The following is a 22,889-nucleotide window of genomic DNA, read 5'->3' as shown; positions in this document are numbered from 1 at the left end:
ATTGTAGTTGAGGCACAACAAAAGAATGTGTTTTTACGTCATTTCGGATGCTAAATTGCACCTATAAATGTGTCTTTTTGTTTATTTTTCGACCAACCTAAACGTAAAAACAAGCCTATTGGCGACACCTAAAAAAGCAAAATTGCCATTTCAGTGCCCTATTCCAAAGGATTCCTTTCCTTTAGCTGCCTTTCATTCACAAAGCGTGTAGAATATTTTTATTGAATAAGCGTTTAATAAAAAGAGGTTTACTAGCATGGCACATCAGCAGCAATACATTCATGGTCGCTATCATGCATCCACCAGCGGCGAACACTTTGAAACCATTAATCCAGCTACTGGCGAAGTCATTGCCACCGTTGAACATGCAGGCCAAGCAGAACTAGATGCCGCTATTGAATCGGCAAAGCAAGGTCAAAAAGTCTGGGCTGCTATGACAGGTGTTGAACGTGGTCGCATCCTGAAAAAAGCAGCAGAATTGCTGAGAGAGAACAATGAAGAACTTGCTCGCCTAGAAGTGCTAGACACAGGTAAACCTCTGCAAGAAGCCATTTGTGTCGACATTCAAACAGGCGCGGATGTGATTGAATATTACGCGGGCCTAGCAGACAAAATCCAAGGCGACTACCAAGACCTTGGCAACGGCAACTTTTTCTATACTCGCCGTGAACCGCTCGGTATTTGCGCAGGCATCGGCGCATGGAATTACCCTATTCAAATCGCTATGTGGAAATCTGGCCCTGCACTTGCTGCAGGTAATGCGATGATTTTCAAACCTTCTGAAGAAACGCCATTAACTACCCTTAAACTCGCTGAAATTTATACTCAAGCCGGTTTACCAAATGGTGTTTTTAACGTCATTCAAGGCGATGGTCGAACGGGTCAAATGATCACAGCACACCCAGAAATCGACAAAGTGTCTTTCACTGGTGAAGTCGGAACAGGCAAAAAAGTCATGGCCGCTTCTGCTCAATCTTTAAAAGACGTGACTATGGAACTGGGTGGTAAATCGCCTATGATCATCTTCCCTGATATGCCAGTCGATCAAGCCGTTTCTGCTGCTATGCTGGCAAACTTCTACACCCAAGGAGAAGTTTGCACGAACGGCACACGCGTATTTGTTCACGCCGACATAATGGAAGCCTTCACCAAAGAACTTAAAACACGCACAGAAGCCATGATTATTGGCGACCCAATGGACATGAACACACAAGTCGGTGCGTTAATTTCTAAAGGCCACATGAGTAAAGTCTTAGGTTACATCGAAGCGGCAAAAGACGCCGGCGCAACCTTGCTTTGCGGTGGTTATCAAGTCACAGAAAACGGTTTAGACAAAGGCGCGTTTGTTGCGCCAACGGTTTTCACAGATTGCACGGATGACATGCCACAAGTTCAAGACGAGATTTTCGGCCCTGTTATGTCGATATTAAGCTTCACCGATGAAGACGAAGCCATTCAACGCGCTAACGATACTAAGCTTGGCCTTGCGGCTGGTGTTTTCACGAAAGATTTCGCTCGCGCTCATCGTGTAATCAATCAATTACAAGCCGGGATTTGCTGGATCAATGCTTGGGGTGCTTCTCCTGCTGAAATGCCTGTTGGCGGCTACAAAGAGTCTGGCGTTGGCCGCGAAAACGGCATCGACACTTTATACAACTACACACAGACCAAGAGCGTGTTTGTCGATTTAAACGACATTCAAAACCCTTATTAAGCGGAAAATATTATGGCAAACGAACTATACGATTACATTATCGTGGGTGCCGGCTCCGCAGGTTGTGTGTTAGCGGATCGACTCACTGAAAGTGGCGAAAACAAGGTCCTTCTACTCGAAATGGGCGGCTCAGATAAAAGTATCTTTATCCAAATGCCTACAGCTTTGTCTTACCCAATGAACACAGAAAAATACGCTTGGCAGTTTCATACAGAAAAAGAGCCAGGCTTAGACAATCGCGAAATGCATTGCCCGCGCGGTAAAGTGCTAGGCGGCTCGTCCTCTATCAACGGCATGGTGTATGTTCGCGGTCACGCGTGCGACTTTGACCAATGGGAAGAAAGCGGCGCAAAAGGTTGGAATTACCAAACCTGTCTGCCTTATTTCAAAAAGGCAGAATCTTGGAAAGGCGGCGCAGATTTGTATCGCGGTGGCGACGGCCCATTGTCGACCAATAACGGCAACAACATGACCTACAACCCGCTTTATCAAGCCTTCATTGATGCAGGTAACCAAGCTGGCTACGGCGAAACAGCAGACTACAATGGACATCGCCAAGAAGGCTTTGCCCCAATGCACATGACGGTAAAAAATGGCGTTCGTGCGTCTACGTCGAATGCCTATTTGCGTCGTGCAATGTCTCGCTCAAACCTCACATTAAAAACTGGTGTTTTAAGCCACAAAGTTATTTTTGATGGCAAAAGAGCCGTTGGCATTGAATTCAGTAAAAATGGTCAAACTAGCCAAGCAGACGCCAGTAAAGAAGTCATTCTTTCAGCGGGTTCTGTTGGTTCTCCACAGTTGCTGCAACTGTCTGGTATTGGTCCAAAAGACGTACTGGAAAAAGCAGGCGTACCACTGGTGCATGAATTGCCTGGTGTGGGTGAGAACTTACAAGACCACTTGGAAGTCTATTTCCAATACAAGTGCAAAACGCCCGTCACACTAAACGGTAAATTGGATTTGATCAGCAAAGGTCTTATCGGTACCCGCTGGATCTTATTCAAAAGTGGATTGGGTGCGACCAACCATTTTGAATCTTGCGGCTTCATTCGCTCACGAGCCGGTTTGAAATGGCCTAACATTCAATATCACTTCTTACCTGCGGCCATGCGCTACGATGGTCAAGCTGCCTTTGAAGGTCATGGTTTCCAAGTCCACGTTGGACCAAACAAACCTGAAAGTCGCGGTAAGCTTTGGATTGAGTCTGCAGACCCAACCGCCAAGCCTCGTATTTTATTCAACTACATTTCCACCGAACAAGACAAACAAGACTGGCGTGATACGATTCGTCTTACTCGTGAAGTGCTTCAACAATCCGCTTTAGACGCATACCGTGGCGATGAAATTCAGCCAGGCATGCATATTCAAAGCGACGAAGACATTGATCAGTGGGTAAAAGAAAACGTAGAAAGCGCTTATCACCCATCTTGTACCTGTAAAATGGGCGATAACAGCGACCCAATGGCCGTCTTAGATGAAGCCTGTCAGGTGCGTGGTATCGAAAACCTTCGCGTGGTGGATTCGTCTATCTTCCCGACTATCACCAACGGAAACTTAAACGCGCCAACCATCATGGTGGCAGAAAAAGCGGCAGACATGATTTTAGGAAAAGACCCATTACCCAGTTTGGATGCGCCTGTTTGGATTCACCCAGAATACGAAACTAAGCAACGTTAATAAGGTAATTTGCGGACTTCATAAAAAAGCCTCAAGATGCCATTCATCTTGAGGCTTTTTGCTTTCAGAGAAGTATTAATAATCCTCATCATCAAAAGGGCTTTCGACCACCTTGTACTGTTTGCGTTTCACATCAAACCGATACCAAACCCCTTTACTGGTGAAATAGTCTTTGTCTTTGCGCCGCACGACTCTGTGTTCTTCAGGAATATCATCTACCCAAACACCCGGTGTTGGCGTAACAACCACGTAACCACGAGGTGTGTCTCGATAAAAAACACCATCGGAATAATAAGTGCGGTCATCAACCACAACATGGCGATGGGGCAAGGTCGTCAAAACTGAACCTATGGCAATGCCAGCGCCCAGAGCGAATAACCCAAAAGGCGCGCCGTGTCCTCTAGGCCCAACAGCACAACCAGACAAACTTAAGCAACAAACCAACACGAGAATCGAACGGGCAGCCATAAGCCTTCTCCTTGGCCTGACTTAACGATGTTGTGGTGGTTCTGGCATCTCATCTTCTGATAACGAGCCACTACCGTCTGCATCGAAGCGATCGAAATCGTCTAACAGTGGGCCTCTCAACTCGTCTTTCGTCAGAAGGTTATCACCGTTTTTATCTAGCTCTTGAAAAGAAGGTGGCTCGCCTGGAGGCGGCTGATTCGCGGCCATACTACTGACAGAAAAAAACGCCAAAGTGGCAACCGCCATCGCGGGAATGAATAAATTAGAGAATATCGATTTCATACATACTTCCTTCGGTGTTTTGCGAAACACAATTCAATAATGGAACGAAGAAAGTATATTTTGAAAGTTTGTATTCAGTATGGAGAAAGCGCTAATTAGGCGTCAAACTTATAGCCGACGCCGTATACAGAGCGAATGCAATCAGACGATGGGTCAACATCAGCCAACTTTTTGCGTAGGTTTTTGATGTGACTATCAATCGCTCGATCCGCAACCACACGATGATCAGTATAAATATTATCCATCAGCTGATCTCGGCTAAAAATCTTGCCTTTGTTTTTAAATAGGAAAGATAAAATTCTAAATTCAGCAGGCGTCAGCGACAAAGCCTTTTGGTGAAAAATAGCCGACATGGAAAGCTCATTAATCACTAGGTCACCTTGCTCTTCCTGAACCGGCGCATCATTACGGCGCAAGATGTTTTTTGCTCTAACAACCACTTCACGAGTACTGTAAGGCTTACAGATGTAATCGTCAGCACCAAGCTCAAGACCAATCAATCGATCAATTTCCTCTACTTTTGCCGTTGCCATAATCACAGGCACTTGGCTAAAAGTTCGAATATCACGGTAAATGTCTAAACCTCCTCGGTTTGGCAACATCAAGTCTAAGATGATTAAATCTGGAGCGTTTTGCTTCACAAAATCCACTACCACTGCGCCATCATCTAGGCTTTTCGCCTCAAAACCAGCGTGTTCAAAATATTCGCAAAGAATGGCTGATAACGTCGGCTCATCTTCGACGACTAGGATAAATTTCTTTTTCTCACTCATGCTTCACTCACTTTCTCTACTCTGATTTCAATTGCTAATCCGCCTAATGCAGAAGCTTTTGCTGAAATATGACCGCCATGCATCATGACGATGTTACGACAAATGGATAAGCCTAAACCCGAGCCGCCATGTTGTCGGCTACGGGATTTATCGACTCGATACAAACGCTTAAACAGGTTAGGCAAATGCTCTTCTCCAACACCTGGCGAAGAGTCTTCAACACGAATTAAAACCTGCTTAGGCTCTTCAATAATAGAAACCAAAATGCGCCCCGGAGCATCCGTGTAACGCAAACTGTTTTCCAATAGGTTAACAAAAAGTTGTTCTAAGGTTTTCTCATCGCCTTTTATAAACGCAATTTGATCAGGTTTATCTAATGCTATCTGCAAGTTTTTTTCGTCTACTCTTGGTTCAAACTGGCTGACTACCCGTTGAACCAAAGGCCCGATGTTAATCGTGCTAACTTCTATCTGATACACGCCAGAATCGGTTTTCGATAACACATAAAGGTCGTCTACTAAACGTCTTAGACCCATCACTTGATGATGCATGGAGTCGATTCTTTGTGTATCCGCCTGACGAATGCCGTCTTGAATGGCTTCCAGCTCGCTACGAAGTACCGCAATGGGCGTTCGCAGTTCATGAGAGATATCCACCAGCCATTGTTCGCGGCTTTCTTTTTGTTCTTTCAAACTGCCAATAAGAGACTGAAAACTGTCCGATAATTCACCAAATTCATCATTACTTCGTTGACCAAAAGAAAAATCATAATTGCCTTCTAGCAATGCGTTCGCGCCTTGCTTTAAGTTCTGCAACGGCGCAAGAAAATGGCGAACCAAGAGCGAAGCAACCAATAGAGACGCAAAACCCGCTAAACCAATAATCCAAAATAAGTTACTTTGTTGTTGCTCATAGAACTGAGTAACAAGTTCTCCTGACAGTAAGCTTTTCTGCTCTAAAACCAGCCAGCCAACGGCTTTCGAGTTTACAATTATTGGCACATCCAAACGCTCAGTTGAATCCTCACCTTGCGCCTTTAATGGAACACCCGTTATCCAGTGGCGTTGAGCATCTTCCAAATGAATGCGATGACTCAAAGGGCTTAGATTTTCTTCCATGGCATTGTCTCTACCAGAAGCCGCAAAATGCTCTTCACTCGGCACTGGCATACCGTCATTAGGAGGCGCAAAGCCATTTGGCGCGGGCATCATGAAATTGCCATTTGGCGGTTCAAAGCCTTCTCTTTCTGGTCGTGGAAAACCGTTATTTGGTGACGGAAAACCTTCTCGATCTGGCATTCCTCTTTCTTGTCTGGGAGGTAAAGGACTATTCATTTCGACAAAAAGATCTGCCCATACTTCAGGTCGCTCTCTGAGTATTTTCCAACCTTGTTCGCTGGAATAATATTGAGAAACACCTTCCGCTAACTCAACAACTTGCTTTTCTTCCTGTTTGTTGAGGTAAGTTTGAAACCCTGATTTGAAACTATAACTCACCAGAAACGCCATTCCGGTTACCAATAAAACACTGGTAACAAACAGGGAAATAAACAGCTTGGTGACAATTGGAATACGCACAGAAACAGTTTGCTCTCTTATTTTAGACAATATGAAGTTGATCATACTCTTTAAAATAGAGAGCAAATATGTAGATTCAATAAGAAAAGTAGAAAGGAAAAAGAAAATTGCCAAAAATCAATACAGAACCAAGAAGAGACACCTAGCAGTGCTCTTCTCAATTCTATATCAAATAAGCGTTTGGCTTATTTCATCTCAAACACAGCAAAGCCATTTTCATCTAAAGACTGATACGACATTTTGTCGCTTGCCATGTCTCTTGCTTTCGGAGACGTCACAAATTGTACTTTTGCTTTGCCAAAGTCCGTAAACGACCAGTTGTTATCTGCCGCTGGATTGATGGTTTTCTGGCTTAACAAATAATTCGCAACAACATCTCGGTTTTTATCTGGCGCGTCAATCACAATGGTGTCGCCTGATAAGTTAGGAAAATGGCCGCCACCAGTGGCACGGTAATTATTCGTCGCCACTAAAAAGTCATCTGTCATATTCAAAGCTTTGCCGTTGAACATGACACTCTTAATACGATGAGAGCTAGGATTGACCAATTTACCATCGCCGTCGTAACGTGCTGGCTGAGTTACATCAATACGATATGAAATACCATCAATGACATCAAAGTTATAAGTCGGGAAAGCCGCATTCACCAGACTCTGAGGCGCACTTGAAGCAGCATCGATTTGATTAAACTGACCAGCTGCAAGCTCTAACCACTCAACAACCTGTTCACCTGTTAATTTTACGACCTTCAAATCGTTTGGATAAATGTACAAATCACTCACGTTTTTCAGCGCAATATCACCCTTTGGCACATCAGTATAATAATCTGGACCACCTCGACCGCCCGCTTTAAAGGGAGCTGCAGCCGATAGAATCGGTAAGCCTTCATAAGATGTGCCACGCACAATGTTCTTCACATACCAAATTTGTGCGTTATTCACGATCTGAATCGATGGGTCGTCTTGAACAAGAGCAAAGAAGCTATTGATGTCTGCGGTGGACTCACCCACTTTACGACGCATGTACGCTAAAGTACCTTGGTGCTCGGTTTCAACAGCATCATTAATACTTGCATCGGCTTCTACCAAGGCAATGGTCTTACGCCCTTCTCTGCGTGATATAGCACGCACAGCGGCTTTACCATCCGCTACTTTCCAACCGTCACCAGAAGGCTCTAACGTCAGATCAATCACACCAAGGTGAGAACCCCAAAAGCCAGGCATAGTGGCGGGTTTTCCAAACACTGTGCCTTTTTCACCGTCTACACCATCAAATGCGTCTAATGCTTTGTCACCTGGAAAAATACGATGAGAGTGGCCGAACAGAATAGCGTCAATGCCATCTACTTTGGCTAAATGATAAGACGCATTTTCTTCACCTTTCATATAAGGCGAATTCATCATGCCACTGTGAGGAATCGCGATAACCAAATCTGCGCCTTTGGCTTTCATTTCTGGAACGTATTTATTCGCGGTTTCAACAATGTCTTTTGCGATTACTCGGCTGGTTAAATTGTCTTTATCCCAAGTCATGATTTGCGGCGGCACAAAACCAATGTAACCAATTTTCACCGTTTGCGTTTTACCATCAGAATCAACGAAGGTTTTGTCTTTAATAATGTAAGGCTGAAAGTAGGGTTGATCATTAGAAGGGTCGTTATCACCGTCATCAACATAGACATTGGCATTCACATAAGGGAAGTTCGCTCCGCTCAAACTCTTCATCAAAAAGTCTAAACCGTAGTTAAATTCATGATTACCTATATTACCCACATCATAATCAAGTAAGTTCATCGCTTTAAAAGCTGGATGTGTTTCACCAAAGCGCAGCACTCGTCCTTTTGCTACATAATCGCCCAGAGGCGTACCTTGCAATAAATCACCATTATCAACCAACACAGAGTTTGTCACTTCAGCACGAGCCGCTTTGATCAAAGTTGCCACACGGGACAAGCCAACTCCATCACTTTGCTTATCACCGTAGTAATCGTAATCCACTAAATTCATATGAATATCAGTGGTCTCCATGACTCGTAAGTCAATAGTGGCTGCTTGGGCAAGCGATGCAAAAAGAAGTGAAGAAGCTAAAACAGACGCCTTCCTAGGAAAAAACAATGTCATGACATTACTCCATAAAGCAAAATAGTTTTTGATGATAAATACTAACCAAAAAGTCAGCTTTCATAGTAAGGCGATTTTATGCGAACTTCATGCCTTTTTTGTGACAAGTCAAAGAGGGAAAAGGTTACTTAGATTAAGGAAGGTGCGAATAAGTCTTCTGAGATTCAATCTTATCAGAGAAACGGTCTATCAAGGAAAGAGTGAGCAGGAATGTTAATACCTTTCAATCACTCTTAACGCTTAAACCAGCGCCAAACAAATAGCACTCTCACCAAAGCCGCTGCAACGTAAGTCATTGCACAGGCAGTTAAGATTTTCTTCACTTTGGGTAAGTCTTCTTGGGGAATGTAATTTCCTTCAGCCAAGATAGGCAAGGCTTTATTAAAGCTGGCGTCCCATTCTTCAGGCAAGATTGCCAACTGAACCACTACAGCTAAAAGACCTGATAAACCAACGACAAGCGCATGCAAAGCAACCGCATAAGGCAAATGCAGTATGGCAGAAATCAGTGGCCAGCCGATGAGCAAGCCAGCCGTAATACGTCGAGCAAAATGCGCAAAGGGCAAATATCTTGAACTTAGGTGCGAGATTTTCTGTTTTTTCTCATGAGCAATTGCGTGACCTATTTCATGAGTCGCCACAGCAACCGCCGTTAAGGATCGACCACTAAAGACACTAGGACTAAGACGAACCACATGCTGGCCAAAGTCAAAATGATCTCGGCCTTCCTGTGTTGTCTCAACTTTGACGTCATCCAGCTCAAAACGTTTTACAAAGTGCTGCGCCAATTCGCCACCGGTTCCAGGTAGATCCGCACGATCGGTTGCATAGCGCTTCAAGGTAAACTTTACCCATGCACTCGGTCCAACCAGTAACAAAAGCGCGATGATAATGCCAATAACCCACAACATAAGTTTTGCCTTAACCTATTTCGAATCAATAAAAGATGACGGGTAACTTTGACCCTTTTCTGTTTCATCACATACACTGTATTAAACATACCAGCATAAGAGTGAGATATGAAAAACCCTTTAGTCGGACCGATTTTGGCGATTTTGAAAAAAAGCCCAAACGGAATTAGCGAGTTTGACATTCTAAAAGCACTAAAGGATCTCTTACCTGCTTTTAGCCAACTTGCTGATGATAGCAACCTGCAGTTGTTCCGACAGCACTTTCTCATTATGAACGCCTTATACCAACTGCAAACCAGTTTATGGCAAGAGGAAAACCTTGTTCTTGATATTACCGCCACACGCATTACTTTGTTTAGCGCCTCCCAAGTAAAGCTTTCTGGTAGCACTCATCTCAGTGACAGTGTCGATGCTAAACTAGCGGCTTATTACCTCGATTGGGATGAATACGAAAAAACAGATGCGGATGGCGTGTCTCGTCTACTCAATAGTTTTTTCAAAGGCATTAGTTTGACAGGAAGTGATAGAAATTCGGCTCTTAAAATCCTAGAGATCGACGCAGAAAATCCAACGAAAGCAGACATTAAACAACAGTACCGAAAACTGGCTCAACAACATCACCCAGACCGAGGTGGTGATCAAGACCGTTTTATCGACTTACGTCAGGCTTATGAATACCTCATGTATTAAAGTGTAAAACACGCCCTCTGTATATTGCTTTCCCTTTGATAAATACCCAAGATGAACCTGATGCTTTCTTTGCTGTCAGATTAGCTACACTATTTGATTTTATACATTTTTTTCGATTCGCATCGTCGACTTATTTTCATTTTTTATAATAACGAGCCTTTATGAATGTCATCTCTGTACTACAAATTTTCCGCTCTAAACAATCATCTTCCCATTCAAAAAACACACTCTACCAGAATCTGTTTCGTCCCTTTTTCATCGTCTCTTTCAGTACCTTTTTAATCAGTTGCAGTGTTTCTGAAATTGATAAATCCAATGACTTCGAAAACAATGGACGCGACATCACAGGACTAAAGCGAGACACCTTGTATTTACAAGAAAGCCTTCCGCCAGGCTTGCCTTACCCAGACGCTGAATTCCGATACGGTCTACAACAGCAAATCACTTATCTAAACAGAATTTCTGACAAAGAGTATGTGCTTGATAACACACAAACCTCAACCGAAGAACTAAGGACTGTTGCCAATGAACTCCAAGATTGGTTGGATAATCCAACAAGGCAACCAAAGCTAGTAGCACATCAATTAGCCGGACAAGATGAGCGAGGCAACGTTCAAATAACAGGTTATTACGTGCCTATTTTACCCGTTCGCCATTTTCCCGATGAAGAGTTCCGTTACCCCTTATATCGAAAACCAACCCAAAGAGACGAAAATGGCAACTTCCCTTCACGGGAAGAAATCGACTTTGAAAGTGCATTAGCAGGGCAAGGTTTAGAAATTGCCTACACATCAGATCTTGTCGATAATTTCTTTTTGCATGTGCAAGGCTCAGGTGTGGTTGAGTACGAAGATGGAGAGCAAAAGCTCCTTTCTTGGGGCGGTGTAAATGGCCATCCTTATCGCAGTATTGGAAAGGAATTAATCGAGCAAGGTGAAATAGATCGAGCCGACATCTCCGCTCAAAGTATCCGCCAGTGGCTAGCAGACAACCCAGACCGCATGAGAGACATTCTTTCGTCTAACCCAAGCTATTTATTTTTCAGTGAAGGCCCTCAAAATCCTGTCGGTGCGGCAAATGTACCACTCACACCATTGTATTCTGCAGCAGTTGATCCAAGTGTCATTCCTCTAGGCTCTATCTTATTAGCCCAAGTTCCCAAACTGGATTCCTATGGAAACCTAATCGGCCATGAATTTCGTCTCTTGTTGGCTCAAGACAAAGGCGGTGCGATTAAAGGTGCGGGACATATCGATTGGTATCAAGGCATTGGAGAAGAAGCGCATTTTCATGCAGGGCAGCTTAAACACTTTGGCAAGGTGTGGTTGTTATTACCGCAAAACACCACTACAGCACGCTAATATTAAAAACAAAAATGCCAAGCTTGTATCACTCAAGCTTGGCATTTTTAGAGACGTTGAATCACAGATTTGCGTATTAGAGGTCGCTTAACTTAAAAGATACAGGCAAGTTAATGCGTAACTCACTTTCCGTCATGCCTTCTTCAAACTTAGGTAAAGGCGTAGACTTTTTGATCATATCCAAAACCGCTTTGTCCAAACGCTTATAACCTGAGCTTTCTAATATTTTCACATCAGAAACCGAACCATCTGCGTGTGCCACAAAAGATAAGGTAACAACACCTTCTTCATTCCGACGTCTAGAGGCTCTTGGATAACGCTTGTTGTTTGCCAAGATAGATTTCAGTTTAGAGAAATAGCTGGCTTTCGCGCCTGGATTGCCTCCAGTTGTTACCGTATTTCCGGTACCTGTTGTGACTTTTTGATTCGCAGCAGAAGGCGGAGCTACAGGTTGTGGCGCTGCTTTTGCTACTGGCTTCTCAACTTTTTTAGGCTCTGGCTCTGGCTCTGGCTCTGGCTCTGGCTCTGGCTCTGGCTCTGGCTCTGGCTCTGGCTCTGGCTCTGGCTCAACAATAGGCTCTACTTTTTCAATTTCAATAGGCGACTCTTGCTTCACTTCAACCGGCTCAGGCTCTGGTTCAACCACAGGTTCAGGTTCTACAATTGGTTCTGGCTCGGGCTCTGGTTCAATAATAGGCTCAGGCTCAACGATCGGTTCAGGTTCCGGTTCAACAACTGGCTCTGGCTCCACAATCGGGTCTGGTTCAATAATTTCCGTCTCTTCGACTTCTTGCACTTCTTCTTGAGCAACACTCGTATCCGAAGCAACACCTAAGTCTCCAACCATTCCAAGGCCAAACTCGATGCCTTGATAACCAACATTCTCGCTGCCTTCTGGAACAGAATAAAAGGCAGCATAAAATGCGCCCGCATGAACAGAAACTGCTAGGCCACCAGCGATAATCCAATGACGTGTCGAAATCATTCATGACCTCGCGCATGCTGTGTCGCCAAGCTGACTTTTGTCAGGCCAGCTAAACGAACTTGGTTAAAGATTGGACGAAGCTCTTCCAGTGGAATATCGCCATCTGCTTTAACTTGAACCCAAAAACCATCTTTATCAGCGGAAGCTTCAAAGGCTTCTTCTAAATAGGCTTGTACGTTTTCAACGGTTTTCAACTCGTCATCAACATACAGAACACTGTCTGCACCAACGACAATTTCAACGTTCGGATCCGTCGCTGCCCTAGTATCATTCACTGAGTTAGGAGGTATAACCGCAATAGGATCTGCTTTTTTAATTTGCCCTGCGACCATGAAAAAGACCAACATCAAGAATACAACGTTGATTAAAGGCACCATGTTGTCATCGTTGCTCGCCGCTCTCGCTGCGTACTTTTGACCTATCTTCATTGTGCCTCCGGCATAGAAAAGGCGTTAGCAATCGAGACATTTTCAGCACCATTCAACTTTAAACGGTCTGCCAAGTTCATCAGGGTTTGGAGTGTGACACCTTCTTCCGCTTTGATAACAAAAGTTCCTTCATTGTAATCTGCGATGAGCGTTTGGAAATATGTTTGATCTGCAAGGTTCACCGCGCGATCTTCAACCCACACTTGACCATCATTCTGCTTTAACGTCAGGATGATGTTTTCTTTCTCTTCTGCTGGTTTTTCATCCGCAGAAGGAACAGATAAAGGTGTGTCTACGATGCGCCAAGGAACAAAGCTTGAGGTCAACATAAAGAACAACAATAGAATGAACACCACATCGATAAGTGGTGTCAGACTGATCGCATTCTTGCGTTTGGGTTGAGATAGATTAAGCGGCATGCAGCATCTCTTTTGCTGCTTTTTCAACAAGTTCTTTGGCTTCTTTGCTAGTAAAAACCTGAGTCACTGCGTCATTCATATTATGAGCAATGCGTTCTACTTTTCGCTCAAGCCAGCTTTGCAACGTCACGACAGGAATCGCAACAGCCAAACCAACCGCTGTGGTTAAAAGAGCCTGCCAAATACCACCAGATAATACCGAAGGATCCACTTGGCTGCCTGCGCCTTCCATTTGTTGGAACGCGGTAATCATACCCAATACGGTACCAAGCAAACCCAATAATGGACTCAAAGTGGCGATAATTTCTAATGGGCGAAGGAAAGAACGAAACAGGCTAAGTTGATTCATCGCACGACGTTCAACTTCTTCACGAATCAATTCAACGTTGCTTTTTGCTTCTAATACAGCACGCATTGAATAGCCAACAAGCGCATCAATTGGGCGCTTTTCATCTAATTTTTGTAGGGATTCTTCACGAGCACCATTTCGCCAATCATCCAACGCAAGTTGCGAGGTTTTCAAGCTTTCTGCGCGTAGCGATGAGAACTGCCATAATTTCAAGAGTACAATGGTTAAGGCAACAACAGAAAAAACCATTAGTATCCATACAACTGGGCCACCTACTTGCAAAAAATCAATTATTTTTTGCTGTACTGAATCTTCCACAACTCTCTCCAAAATAATAAAAAACAGTACACAAATGATATTCATTATCAGGAAGATTTTCAATGGATATTTAATTAGTTCATTATTTAGCAAAAGATATGAAAACTTAATTTGGATATAAAAATTCAGACATAAAAAAAGCGCCTCACGATGGAGACGCTTTTTAATTTCTTACCTGTTATTACTTATATTGACGATCATAAGCAGATTGATAAGCTTTCAGTACTTTGTCGTAGCCTAGTTTCTTAATTCGTGCGATGTAGTCATCCCACTCTTCATCAACATCGGCACTGCCTAGAATCCAACGCTGTTGCGCCTCTAACATGTAAGTTAGGATGCCTGGCCAGTACTTGTCATACACTAGACGCTCTGCAACCGTCATAGAAACACCGTTGAACTGCTCAATGATGTAATTGTTATCGGTATAAAGCTCAATGCCTTTGGCAGCAATTTCATTCGTCCATTGCCATTCGTAGTTGTAATCCTGGCGGAAGCCGATTGGAATCTGCGCACCAACACTCCACATTTGAGAGTTAACAGGTTGAGAATCTGTTAATACTTCTTGTGTATAAGTTGGCTTGCCATCCACCATATTCCAGTGAACACCTTCTACACCAAAGTTGGCAATATTGCGGCCTTTTTCAGTGAAGATGAAGTCCATGTATTTGATACTAGCAATCGGATCTTTGTTTGAATAAGTCAACGCCCAGCCATCCGGTTTCACTGTTGTACGGCCGTTTTCTTCCATTCTCACGCCAGACGGTGACGCAGGTGGCGCCATTGGAATCCAATCAAAGCCTGGAATGGTTTCTTTCAAGCTGTCGTTATAGCCTGCTGTGCTCGCAAACCAGTCATGAGTCATACCGCCAAGGTTGTTACCTAATAGGTATTCCCTAGCTTTAGAACCACGAGTAAATACTTCTTTATCGATCAGACCTTCTTTGTACCATTTCGCTAGATTACGAATACCTGTGCGGTAAGTTTCATCGACGTAACCGTGTTTCACTTTGTCGTGACCTTCAATGTAGAACTGGTGGTAGCTGTCTGTACCTGTTGTACGAGCATCCCAAAGCGTAACCATACGAATCATTTCTTCCCAATGACGGAAGAAAGCAGGCACTTCATCTTGCTTGCCGTTGCCATTTGGATCACGATCACGAAACGCTTTTAACACTTCATACAACTCATCAACGGTTTCTGGTTGCTCAAGACCTAATTTATCCAACCAATCTTGACGAATATAGTACGCTCGAGCCGCCTGACCATCAGGGAAATAAGCCATGTGGTAAATATTTCCGTCTGGCGCGGTAATGGCTTTCTTAATATCAGGGTTCTTTTCAAAATACGCTTTGATATTTGGCGCGTAGTTATCGATCAGGTCATTTAAAGGTAAAAATGCGCCTTCCATACCGTATTGGATAAAGCTGTCTTTCAGACTGTTACCGCCAACGATGTCAGGCAAGTTGCCAGAAACCAACATTAGGTTGAACAACTCTTGGCTATTCGTACCAATCTTAGACGCCACACCTTTCAGACGGACACCCGTATACTTTTCGTATTCTTTCGCGACAGGCCAGTTTTCATCCCATGCATACTTGTTACGGAAGTGCATGTGAATAGTCAGTTCTAGCGGCTTATCTGTCACTTTATATTTGTCATCATCACCTGCAGCTACAGATGCTCCTGACGTCGCAGCTAAAGCTAGCGCGATTGCAGTAGACGGTAGTATTTTATTTATCATTTTTTTCTCCATTTATTATATTTATATTTTGAAAAAACAAACCTTACTCTTTAACCCCACCCATCATAATACCTTTGTTGAAATGCTTCTGAAGGTATGGATAAACCAGAAGAACTGGAATGATGGAAACCACAATAATCGCAGCAACAATTGTTTCAAAAGAATAACTACTTGATAACAAAGTACTAGCGAATTCATCGTCCATGTTAGCTTCGATAATGATACGTTTTAAATATACCTGTAGAGGAATTTTGTCTTCCTCACGAAGCAAAATCATGGCCCAAAAATATCCATTCCAACGAGCAACAATACAAAATAGTGCAACGGTCACAATGGCTGGTTTTGAAAGTGGAATAAATACTTTCCACAGCAAACTAAAATCACCTGCACCATCCATTCGTGCTGCTTCTTCAAAAGATTTAGGAATCGCTTCAAAGAAGTTTCTTAAAAGAATGATATTAAATGCCGTACAAGCAAACGCAATTAATATACCGAATCTTGAATCTAATAAATCCAAATCTCTTAAGTTCAAGAAGAAAGGAATCATTCCGGCGTTGAACCACATAGTAAAAGCGATGAAGAAGTTAAAATATCTTCTGCCTACTAATTGAGGTCGGGATAACGCATAAGATCCAGGAATAATAATCGCTAAACTCACCAATGTACCGAAGATGGTATAGAAGAAAGTGTTCGCATAAGACTTCCAAAAAACCACATCGCTCAATACTTTATCGTAGGCGGCAAAGGTAATATCTTTCGGGAAAAACACCACCTGACCAGATGACACAGCAAAGCCAGAACTAATCGAAGCAGCAGCAATGTAAATAAATGGGTAAAGCGTACTAAGTACAAATAATGCAATAAGGAACATATTGGCATAGCCAAAAATCTTATCGCCTCGTGAATATAAATTAAAATCTGACATTTATTTTACCCCTACCACAAAGAAGACGATGAGTATTTACGGCTTAACCAGTTCGCTGCATATACCATTACGAAAGCAACAACAGCGTTAAATAAGCCAGCAGCAGTTGCAACATCATATTGGCTGCCCTGTAAACCTACTCGATAGATATAGGTACTAATGACATCTGCCGTTTCAAAAGTGGATGGTTGGTACAAAAGAATAATATATTCAAAACCTACCTCAACCATGTTACCTATTTTAATAATAAGCATGATCAAGATCGTCGGCAGAATAGTTGGCAAGGTAATTTTGTACATCATTTGAAAACGTGTCGCGCCATCTACTTTTGCTGATTCATATAAAGATGGGTTAACACTTGCAATGGCTGCAAGATAAACGATGGAATCAAAACCAGCTTCTTTCCATATATTACTTCCGATGAAAATTGCTCGGAAATATTCAGGGTTTGTTAAGAAATAGATCTTATCAAAACCTAAAGCATCCAATGTCAGGTTAACAATACCTGTTGTTGGAGATAGGAAGCTAATGACCAAACCTGCCACGATAACCACAGAGATAAAGTGAGGCAAATAAGCGATAGTCTGAGCCACTCGTTTGAACACGAAATGGTGAATTTCGTTAAACATCAAAGCGAGCATGATCGGAATAGGAAAACCGAAGATTAGCCCATAAAAACTAATCACGAACGTATTTTGGATTGCTCGCAAAAAGTTTTCGTCTTCAAAGAGGGTGTAAAAGTGTTCAAAACCTACCCAGCTACTGCCCGATATTCCACGGAACAAACTGAAGTCTTTAAACGCTATTTGTAATCCCCCCATTGGGACATATAAAAACACGATAAACCAAATGATCATTGGCGCCAGCAACACATATACTTGCCAATCTGCTTTTATTTTTCCTAATAAAGCAGCGAGAGGACTCATCGAAGAGGACGCTCCCTGCTTGTTAGTATCTAATTTATTCATATTGAACCTATTATTAGTATATTGAGTTTTCTGTTACGCCATCGAAAATGTGTAAGTAATCTAAATTCAGAAATATCTCTGAGCTTTCGCTCATTTCATCAATAGATGTATTACGACTATCCGTTTTAACAACAGCATCTTGTCCATCAAGCTTGATATGAAGCAAAGCTTCAGCGCCTAGTGGCTCAACAAGATCAACATGACAACTAATACGTTCAAAATTGTTTAATCCATTACTGCTTAGGTACATATCTTCTGGACGAATACCTAAATAAACTTTCTGACCTTCTGTAAAGGTGCAACCTTCTCGTGCTGGTACAGGTACTTTGGTATCTTTTAGCTTAATAAAGAAGCCTGCTTCCTCTTGTACCATTACACCTTTAATTAGGTTCATCGGTGGACTACCCATAAAGCTAGCAACAAAGGTATTTACAGGTTTAGTAAATACTTCCATTGGCGAACCAATTTGCTCAATCTTACCGTCACGCATAATCACGATACGATCAGCAAGCGTCATCGCTTCTACTTGGTCATGGGTTACATAAACTGTCGTCACACCTAAACGCTTGTGCAAACGCTTAATTTCAGCACGCATTTGAGTACGCAGTTTTGCATCAAGGTTAGATAGTGGCTCGTCAAACAAGAACACTTCTGGTTTACGAACAATAGCTCGCCCCATAGCAACACGTTGGCGTTGACCACCAGACAAGTCAGCTGGGCGACGCTCTAGATATTGATCCAGACCAAGAATAGAAGACGCCTCTTTCACGGAAGCTTCCACTTCTTCTTTGTTCGCTTTTCTTAGTTTCAAGCCAAATGAAATGTTGTCGTACACGTTTAAGTGTGGATACAAGGCATAGTTTTGGAAAACCATGGCTACGTCACGATCTTTCGGAGCAACGTTATTCACAACACGACCCGCGACACCTACTTCACCATCAGAAATACCTTCTAGGCCAGCGATCATTCTCAATGTTGTCGATTTACCACAACCAGATGGGCCAACCAAAACGATAAATTCTTTTTTCTCTATGGCAAGGTCGATACCTTTAACAACCTCAACGTCACCATAGCGCTTGTAGACTTTATTAAGAGTTACATTAGGATTTGAAGACATACTTTTTTAAACAACCTTTTTTTGTTTTTGTTAAATATTGGAGTGTTTTCTATTGTCACTGAATACATTAAGCCATCAGCGGCAGGTGAAACTAAGAGCTACCAAAGCTCCGCACAGAACAAGGCTGTACAGGTAAACTTAGAGGTAACTTAAAAGTATTAAGAGATAAGGCACTGACCATCCCAGCCTCTTTGCGCAAAGCAAAAAGCACCAAAAAATGAGAAAGTGAAAATAAGGAAAATACGTGCAAAGCAGACGAGATACGACCTGTTGCACAAGACTGTTTCATTGAAAAACAATCTCGAAAAGAGATAGGAGTGATGACGTGTTTATTCATTTTATTTATTATTTTTATCATATTAGCACCTTTTTCAGCCTTACCATTTCATGACAATGAAGATACGGAAAAGCCCAAATTTAGGTTGTTTATAGTTATTTGTCTTACAATATACACTCAATTTAAATCTTGAGTACAGCCTTTTTTTTCAATGAAATGAAAATTATTCCGTTCCTCAAAGTGCTATATCAATACAACTAATATGCAGACATCTAACTCGAACAGCCTAGTGTAAAAAAGTGTAATAGACGCGCTTTTTCTTCCTCCATAATCAGATTCTGTCTCTCTAATCACTGCCAATAAAAGCAAACTCTTGTTTTGTATGACAAATATAGAAAGGCTCAGAATAGAAAATAATTCGATATATAGACTCGTCTCGTATTTTTGCTACGAGCACTAGGAAGGGGGTTTATATACTGTTACAAAAGAAGCGATCTTTGCAGACCGCTTAATAAGAATGAGGAAAACAAAATCAGAGATCAAAGAACTGAGGAGTCAATCAAAAGCCCGTTTTATATAAGTAAATTCAATATATATTTTCACTTAATCGTTCTTTTCAAGCTTCTCTATAATGTGTTGATACATCCACCAAGCACATATTCCTGCTAGCAAGTTCCCAACTAACACGCCAATAAAAAGCCCTTTTAAGCCTGCCAATTCTGCTCCTATCCACAGACAAGGGATAAAGAAGGCAAATAAACGCAGTGCAGAAATAGTCAGCGCAGAGTACGAACGCCCCAAGGCATTTGATACAGACACCATCAGCATGCAAACACCTAACGCGCCTAAACTAATCGGCACCAGCATTAAATGCCAATTTAGGATATCTGATACGGCTTTATCACTCGCCATTAAGTGGGATAAAAAGCCAGACGCCAAAAGTGTTCCAATCGCAACAAGGAACTGAAAGACCAGTATGAAACGGCAAGCAAGCGATACGAGCTGACGAATGTCTTTTATTTCCTTCGCGCCAAGAAGTCGCCCAACCATAGGAGGCATAGACATAGTAAGCGCTAACACCACAACTATCGAAAAGAATTCGAATCTTGACCCTAACGCCCAAGCCGCTACTGCTGCCGTACCAAAACCAGCAATCAGTTTAGTCGCAAGCATGGAGGAAACCGGCGGCAACAATTGGCTTATCATCGCAGGCCCCATAATATGACCAATCGATAACAGGCTCTCCTTTACGTTCAAGTCTTTCCAATCAAAGGTCACCCAATCTCTTCGTTTTACAAGAGGAGCCACAACTAAAACCCCAACACTAAATGCGACCGTAGTCGCCATTGCTGCACCATTCAAACCAAGGCCAAGCGTAAAAATAAAAATCGGATCGAGTAATAAATTCAACACACTGGTCAGCACCATCATAATGCCGGGCAACAAGGTGTTTCCATTGGCTCGACATAAGCTGTAATAGAAATATATGAAGGCTCCAACCCAAGCACTCAATAACCAGTGAGGCCAATAAGACTCAACCACAGGAAACACAGCCTCAGGCGCACTTAACAAAAGTAAAATAGGTTCACGTAAAAGCCAAATCAGCACACAAAATAATGCGATACCAACACCGCCAATCATGAGAACCAATCCGCCCAACTGCCTACTATAGCGAATATTCCCAGCACCAAGCGCCCTCGCGATGATTGCCGTCGTGGCAATCCCCAAACCTACTTGCAACCCAATCACCACCATTTGAATGGGTAAAGTAAAGCCTTGAGCAGCAAGTGGAAGAACACCTAACTGACCAATAAAAGCACTATCGACTAACTGAAAACTCATCAGAGACAAAATGCCAAAAAGCATTGGCCAAGTCATGGAAAATAGTTGCTTCCCTAAAGAAGCAGATGAAGACACTTGGGAGGACATAAAAAACTCTAACGGTAAAAATTAGTGGTAATTTTACCCTATTTAAAAAGGCTTGGATAAATAAAGTCTATTTCAATCTGATGACGGGAGGATTGCAGGCTAAATGATAGCTGTGTGTATTGCAGCAGAGGAAAAATACAATCTGAGCTGCAATTTAGTAGCGCTATAAGATATTGAAATAACAAGATAACAAGCTGCACGGCTTGAGTAAATTTCGTATGATAATCTTTCCCCTTAGCCACCTCATTGATTTAGAAGGACAGCATGGAATTTACTTGGATTTTATTTGCGTTTGTCTGCGGCTTAGCAGTCAAAATGATCAATCTGCCACCGCTCATCGGTTTTCTATTAGCTGGCTTCTTACTGAATTATCTGGGGTTCGAAGCAAGCAGCACCCTGGATTCTCTTGCGAATATAGGCATTACCTTAATGCTCTTCAGTATTGGCTTAAAATTACACGTCAAAGACCTACTCAAACGAGAAGTCTGGGCTTCAACCCTGACTCATATGAGTGTTTGGACTCTGCTTTTTGGCGGAATCGCACTCACTCTCGGCACACTGAGCTTGCCTTACTTCGGTATTTTGGATGTTACCTCCGCAGCCTTAATCGGTTTTGCTTTGAGTTTTTCAAGTACCGTTTGTGTGATGAAACTGCTGGAAGAAAGTGGTGAATTAAAAACTCGTCATGGGCAATTGTCCCTTGGCATATTAGTTATGCAGGACATAGTTGCGGTGATTTTCCTCGTCGCGGCGACAGGTGAAATCCCTTCTATTTGGGCTCTTGGTTTATTCGGTTTGCTACTGGTTCGTCCGCTTATCAATAAAGTGGTCGATCGCGTTGGGCATGGGGAAATGCTGCCTTTAACTGGCATATTTCTCGCTCTAGGTGGCTACGAGCTATTTTATTTAGTTGGCGTTAAAGGCGATTTAGGCGCACTGATTTTTGGTATTCTCTTAGCGTCTCATCCGAAATCATCAGAAATGAATAAGTCATTAATGAACTTCAAAGACTTATTTTTAATTGGCTTCTTTCTTTCGATCGGCTTTACCGCTCTACCTACGTTCGAAATGATTGGCATGAGCTTAATTATTACGCTTGTTATTTTGGCAAAGTTCGCCCTTTTCTTCTTCCTATTAACCAAGTTCAAGCTTCGCGGTAGGACGTCTTTTTTGTCCGCTCTTATCCTTTCCAACTACAGTGAGTTTGGCCTTATTGTCGTGGCGCTGAGCGTTGCCAACGGTTGGTTAGAAAAAGAATGGTTGGTGATTCTAGCGCTTGGTGTCTCTTTCTCCTTTGTGATTACCAGCGTGATTTATCGCCAATCTCACAAGCTATATCGACAAAACAAAGAAAGTATTCGTCAGTTTGAAAGTCCACAATGCTTACCTGAAGATGTCTTCACTCAACCGAAAGACGCGGAAGTATTAATTGTCGGTTTAGGTCGAGTTGGGCGAGGCGCTTTTGAGTCAATCAAAAGCATCATTGGCAATAACCTTGCGGGAATGGATGCTGACAGAAGCCGAATCAAGCTCATGCAAGAAGCAGGAGAAAACGTATTTTATGGTGATGGTGAAGATGCCGACCTTTGGGAGCGCTTAGACACAAACGGCATACGACTCATTATGTTGGCTTTGCCAATTGCAGAGGACAGCACCAACATTGCGATACAACTGCGTAAAGCCAACTATCAAGGCCATATCGCTGCGATTGCACGCTATCAGGATGAGCGAGAAACCTTGTTGGCCTCAGGTATAGACAATGTTTTCAACTTCTACACAGAAGCAGGTACAGGTTTCGCGGAAGAAAGTTTGACTCTCATCCGACCTGCAAGCGCATAAACTCTTCTTCAAAATACG

The 22,889-nt window shown here is 42.7% G+C and carries 20 protein-coding genes; 5 read left to right on the top strand and 15 right to left on the bottom strand.

Annotated elements, in window-relative coordinates; genetic code table 11:
* The first annotated feature begins 256 nt into the window (after positions 1-256).
* Complete coding sequence (gene betB / locus ACMUMQ_RS09075) at positions 257-1,714, top strand: betaine-aldehyde dehydrogenase (protein WP_414681669.1); 1,458 nt, start codon at positions 257-259, stop codon at positions 1,712-1,714.
* 12 nt (positions 1,715-1,726) lie between these two features.
* Positions 1,727-3,394 carry a choline dehydrogenase gene (gene betA / locus ACMUMQ_RS09070; protein WP_414681668.1) on the top strand — a complete coding sequence of 556 codons (1,668 nt, stop codon included), beginning with the start codon at positions 1,727-1,729 and terminating at the stop codon, positions 3,392-3,394.
* 75 nt (positions 3,395-3,469) lie between these two features.
* Here the strand turns inward: betA and ACMUMQ_RS09065 are convergent, their stop codons facing one another.
* The 6 genes from ACMUMQ_RS09065 to ACMUMQ_RS09040 all read right to left on the bottom strand — a co-directional run bounded on the left by ACMUMQ_RS09065 (position 3,470) and on the right by ACMUMQ_RS09040 (position 9,525).
* Positions 3,470-3,862 (bottom strand): DUF6515 family protein, encoded by a 393-nt coding sequence (locus tag ACMUMQ_RS09065; protein ID WP_414681667.1) that lies wholly within the window; start codon positions 3,860-3,862, stop codon positions 3,470-3,472.
* Between the two features lie 21 nt (positions 3,863-3,883).
* Complete coding sequence (locus ACMUMQ_RS09060) at positions 3,884-4,144, bottom strand: EF-hand domain-containing protein (protein WP_414681666.1); 261 nt, start codon at positions 4,142-4,144, stop codon at positions 3,884-3,886.
* 95 nt (positions 4,145-4,239) lie between these two features.
* Positions 4,240-4,917: a response regulator gene (locus tag ACMUMQ_RS09055; protein ID WP_414681665.1), complete on the bottom strand. Its 678-nt coding sequence runs from the start codon at positions 4,915-4,917 to the stop codon at positions 4,240-4,242.
* Complete coding sequence (locus ACMUMQ_RS09050; protein ID WP_414681664.1) at positions 4,914-6,539, bottom strand: ATP-binding protein; 1,626 nt, start codon at positions 6,537-6,539, stop codon at positions 4,914-4,916. Before ACMUMQ_RS09050 ends, ACMUMQ_RS09055 begins: the two co-directional genes overlap by 4 nt.
* 140 nt (positions 6,540-6,679) lie before the next feature.
* Positions 6,680-8,614 (bottom strand): bifunctional 2',3'-cyclic-nucleotide 2'-phosphodiesterase/3'-nucleotidase, encoded by a 1,935-nt coding sequence (locus ACMUMQ_RS09045; RefSeq protein WP_414681663.1) that lies wholly within the window; start codon positions 8,612-8,614, stop codon positions 6,680-6,682.
* Positions 8,615-8,847: 233 nt separating this feature from the next.
* Positions 8,848-9,525 carry a zinc metallopeptidase gene (locus ACMUMQ_RS09040; protein WP_317005311.1) on the bottom strand — a complete coding sequence of 226 codons (678 nt, stop codon included), beginning with the start codon at positions 9,523-9,525 and terminating at the stop codon, positions 8,848-8,850.
* Between the two features lie 108 nt (positions 9,526-9,633).
* On the opposite strand from ACMUMQ_RS09040, the gene ACMUMQ_RS09035 reads away from it, so the two are divergent.
* A complete protein-coding gene (locus tag ACMUMQ_RS09035; protein ID WP_414681662.1) occupies positions 9,634-10,215 on the top strand; it encodes a DNA-J related domain-containing protein in 582 nt (193 codons plus the stop codon).
* A gap of 161 nt (positions 10,216-10,376) precedes the next feature.
* Positions 10,377-11,576, top strand: a complete 1,200-nt coding sequence (gene mltA / locus ACMUMQ_RS09030; protein WP_414681661.1) for a murein transglycosylase A — start codon at positions 10,377-10,379, stop codon at positions 11,574-11,576.
* A gap of 76 nt (positions 11,577-11,652) precedes the next feature.
* Here the strand turns inward: mltA and ACMUMQ_RS09025 are convergent, their stop codons facing one another.
* The 9 genes from ACMUMQ_RS09025 to ACMUMQ_RS08985 form a co-directional block, all read right to left on the bottom strand.
* Positions 11,653-12,561: an energy transducer TonB gene (locus ACMUMQ_RS09025; protein ID WP_414681660.1), complete on the bottom strand. Its 909-nt coding sequence runs from the start codon at positions 12,559-12,561 to the stop codon at positions 11,653-11,655.
* Positions 12,558-12,989 carry an ExbD/TolR family protein gene (locus ACMUMQ_RS09020; protein WP_414681659.1) on the bottom strand — a complete coding sequence of 144 codons (432 nt, stop codon included), beginning with the start codon at positions 12,987-12,989 and terminating at the stop codon, positions 12,558-12,560. The genes ACMUMQ_RS09025 and ACMUMQ_RS09020 overlap by 4 nt, the downstream gene beginning before the upstream one ends.
* The gene (locus tag ACMUMQ_RS09015) at positions 12,986-13,408 is read right to left on the bottom strand and encodes an ExbD/TolR family protein (RefSeq protein WP_414681658.1); all 423 of its coding nucleotides are present in this window, start codon (positions 13,406-13,408) and stop codon (positions 12,986-12,988) included. The genes ACMUMQ_RS09020 and ACMUMQ_RS09015 overlap by 4 nt, the downstream gene beginning before the upstream one ends.
* Positions 13,398-14,075 carry a MotA/TolQ/ExbB proton channel family protein gene (locus tag ACMUMQ_RS09010; RefSeq protein WP_414681657.1) on the bottom strand — a complete coding sequence of 226 codons (678 nt, stop codon included), beginning with the start codon at positions 14,073-14,075 and terminating at the stop codon, positions 13,398-13,400. Before ACMUMQ_RS09010 ends, ACMUMQ_RS09015 begins: the two co-directional genes overlap by 11 nt.
* A 181-nt stretch (positions 14,076-14,256) precedes the next feature.
* On the bottom strand, positions 14,257-15,816 hold the full coding sequence (locus ACMUMQ_RS09005) for a type 2 periplasmic-binding domain-containing protein (RefSeq protein WP_414681656.1): 1,560 nt from the start codon (positions 15,814-15,816) through the stop codon (positions 14,257-14,259).
* Between the two features lie 43 nt (positions 15,817-15,859).
* A complete protein-coding gene (locus ACMUMQ_RS09000; RefSeq protein WP_414681655.1) occupies positions 15,860-16,741 on the bottom strand; it encodes a carbohydrate ABC transporter permease in 882 nt (293 codons plus the stop codon).
* A gap of 11 nt (positions 16,742-16,752) precedes the next feature.
* On the bottom strand, positions 16,753-17,709 hold the full coding sequence (locus ACMUMQ_RS08995; protein WP_414681654.1) for an ABC transporter permease: 957 nt from the start codon (positions 17,707-17,709) through the stop codon (positions 16,753-16,755).
* 13 nt (positions 17,710-17,722) lie between these two features.
* The gene (locus ACMUMQ_RS08990) at positions 17,723-18,826 is read right to left on the bottom strand and encodes an ABC transporter ATP-binding protein (RefSeq protein ID WP_414681653.1); all 1,104 of its coding nucleotides are present in this window, start codon (positions 18,824-18,826) and stop codon (positions 17,723-17,725) included.
* Between the two features lie 880 nt (positions 18,827-19,706).
* Entirely contained in the window at positions 19,707-21,032 is a 1,326-nt protein-coding gene (locus tag ACMUMQ_RS08985) for an MATE family efflux transporter (RefSeq protein WP_414681652.1), read from the bottom strand.
* Between the two features lie 264 nt (positions 21,033-21,296).
* Between ACMUMQ_RS08985 and ACMUMQ_RS08980 the strand changes: the two genes are divergently transcribed.
* Positions 21,297-22,871, top strand: coding sequence for a cation:proton antiporter domain-containing protein (locus ACMUMQ_RS08980; RefSeq protein ID WP_414681651.1), 1,575 nt, complete (start codon positions 21,297-21,299; stop codon positions 22,869-22,871).
* The last annotated feature ends 18 nt before the right edge of the window (positions 22,872-22,889 follow it).

Source organism: Marinomonas algae (assembly GCF_047525555.1).
Taxonomy (GTDB): domain Bacteria; phylum Pseudomonadota; class Gammaproteobacteria; order Pseudomonadales; family Marinomonadaceae; genus Marinomonas.
The sequence above is the reverse complement of the archived record's forward strand: the minus strand, read 5'-3'. Positions and strand labels throughout refer to the sequence as shown.

Bases quoted from the DNA above. Each gene is read 5' to 3' on its own strand.
- betB (WP_414681669.1), top strand. From the start codon at position 257: ATGGCACATCAGCAGCAATACATTCATGGTCGCTATCATGCATCCACC.
- betA (WP_414681668.1), top strand. From the start codon at position 1,727: ATGGCAAACGAACTATACGATTACATTATCGTGGGTGCCGGCTCCGCA.
- ACMUMQ_RS09065 (WP_414681667.1), bottom strand. From the start codon at position 3,862: ATGGCTGCCCGTTCGATTCTCGTGTTGGTTTGTTGCTTAAGTTTGTCT.
- ACMUMQ_RS09060 (WP_414681666.1), bottom strand. From the start codon at position 4,144: ATGAAATCGATATTCTCTAATTTATTCATTCCCGCGATGGCGGTTGCC.
- ACMUMQ_RS09055 (WP_414681665.1), bottom strand. From the start codon at position 4,917: ATGAGTGAGAAAAAGAAATTTATCCTAGTCGTCGAAGATGAGCCGACG.
- ACMUMQ_RS09050 (WP_414681664.1), bottom strand. From the start codon at position 6,539: ATGATCAACTTCATATTGTCTAAAATAAGAGAGCAAACTGTTTCTGTG.
- ACMUMQ_RS09045 (WP_414681663.1), bottom strand. From the start codon at position 8,614: ATGACATTGTTTTTTCCTAGGAAGGCGTCTGTTTTAGCTTCTTCACTT.
- ACMUMQ_RS09040 (WP_317005311.1), bottom strand. From the start codon at position 9,525: ATGTTGTGGGTTATTGGCATTATCATCGCGCTTTTGTTACTGGTTGGA.
- ACMUMQ_RS09035 (WP_414681662.1), top strand. From the start codon at position 9,634: ATGAAAAACCCTTTAGTCGGACCGATTTTGGCGATTTTGAAAAAAAGC.
- mltA (WP_414681661.1), top strand. From the start codon at position 10,377: ATGAATGTCATCTCTGTACTACAAATTTTCCGCTCTAAACAATCATCT.
- ACMUMQ_RS09025 (WP_414681660.1), bottom strand. From the start codon at position 12,561: ATGATTTCGACACGTCATTGGATTATCGCTGGTGGCCTAGCAGTTTCT.
- ACMUMQ_RS09020 (WP_414681659.1), bottom strand. From the start codon at position 12,989: ATGAAGATAGGTCAAAAGTACGCAGCGAGAGCGGCGAGCAACGATGAC.
- ACMUMQ_RS09015 (WP_414681658.1), bottom strand. From the start codon at position 13,408: ATGCCGCTTAATCTATCTCAACCCAAACGCAAGAATGCGATCAGTCTG.
- ACMUMQ_RS09005 (WP_414681656.1), bottom strand. From the start codon at position 15,816: ATGATAAATAAAATACTACCGTCTACTGCAATCGCGCTAGCTTTAGCT.
- ACMUMQ_RS09000 (WP_414681655.1), bottom strand. From the start codon at position 16,741: ATGTCAGATTTTAATTTATATTCACGAGGCGATAAGATTTTTGGCTAT.
- ACMUMQ_RS08995 (WP_414681654.1), bottom strand. From the start codon at position 17,709: ATGAATAAATTAGATACTAACAAGCAGGGAGCGTCCTCTTCGATGAGT.
- ACMUMQ_RS08990 (WP_414681653.1), bottom strand. From the start codon at position 18,826: ATGTCTTCAAATCCTAATGTAACTCTTAATAAAGTCTACAAGCGCTAT.
- ACMUMQ_RS08985 (WP_414681652.1), bottom strand. From the start codon at position 21,032: ATGTCCTCCCAAGTGTCTTCATCTGCTTCTTTAGGGAAGCAACTATTT.
- ACMUMQ_RS08980 (WP_414681651.1), top strand. From the start codon at position 21,297: ATGGAATTTACTTGGATTTTATTTGCGTTTGTCTGCGGCTTAGCAGTC.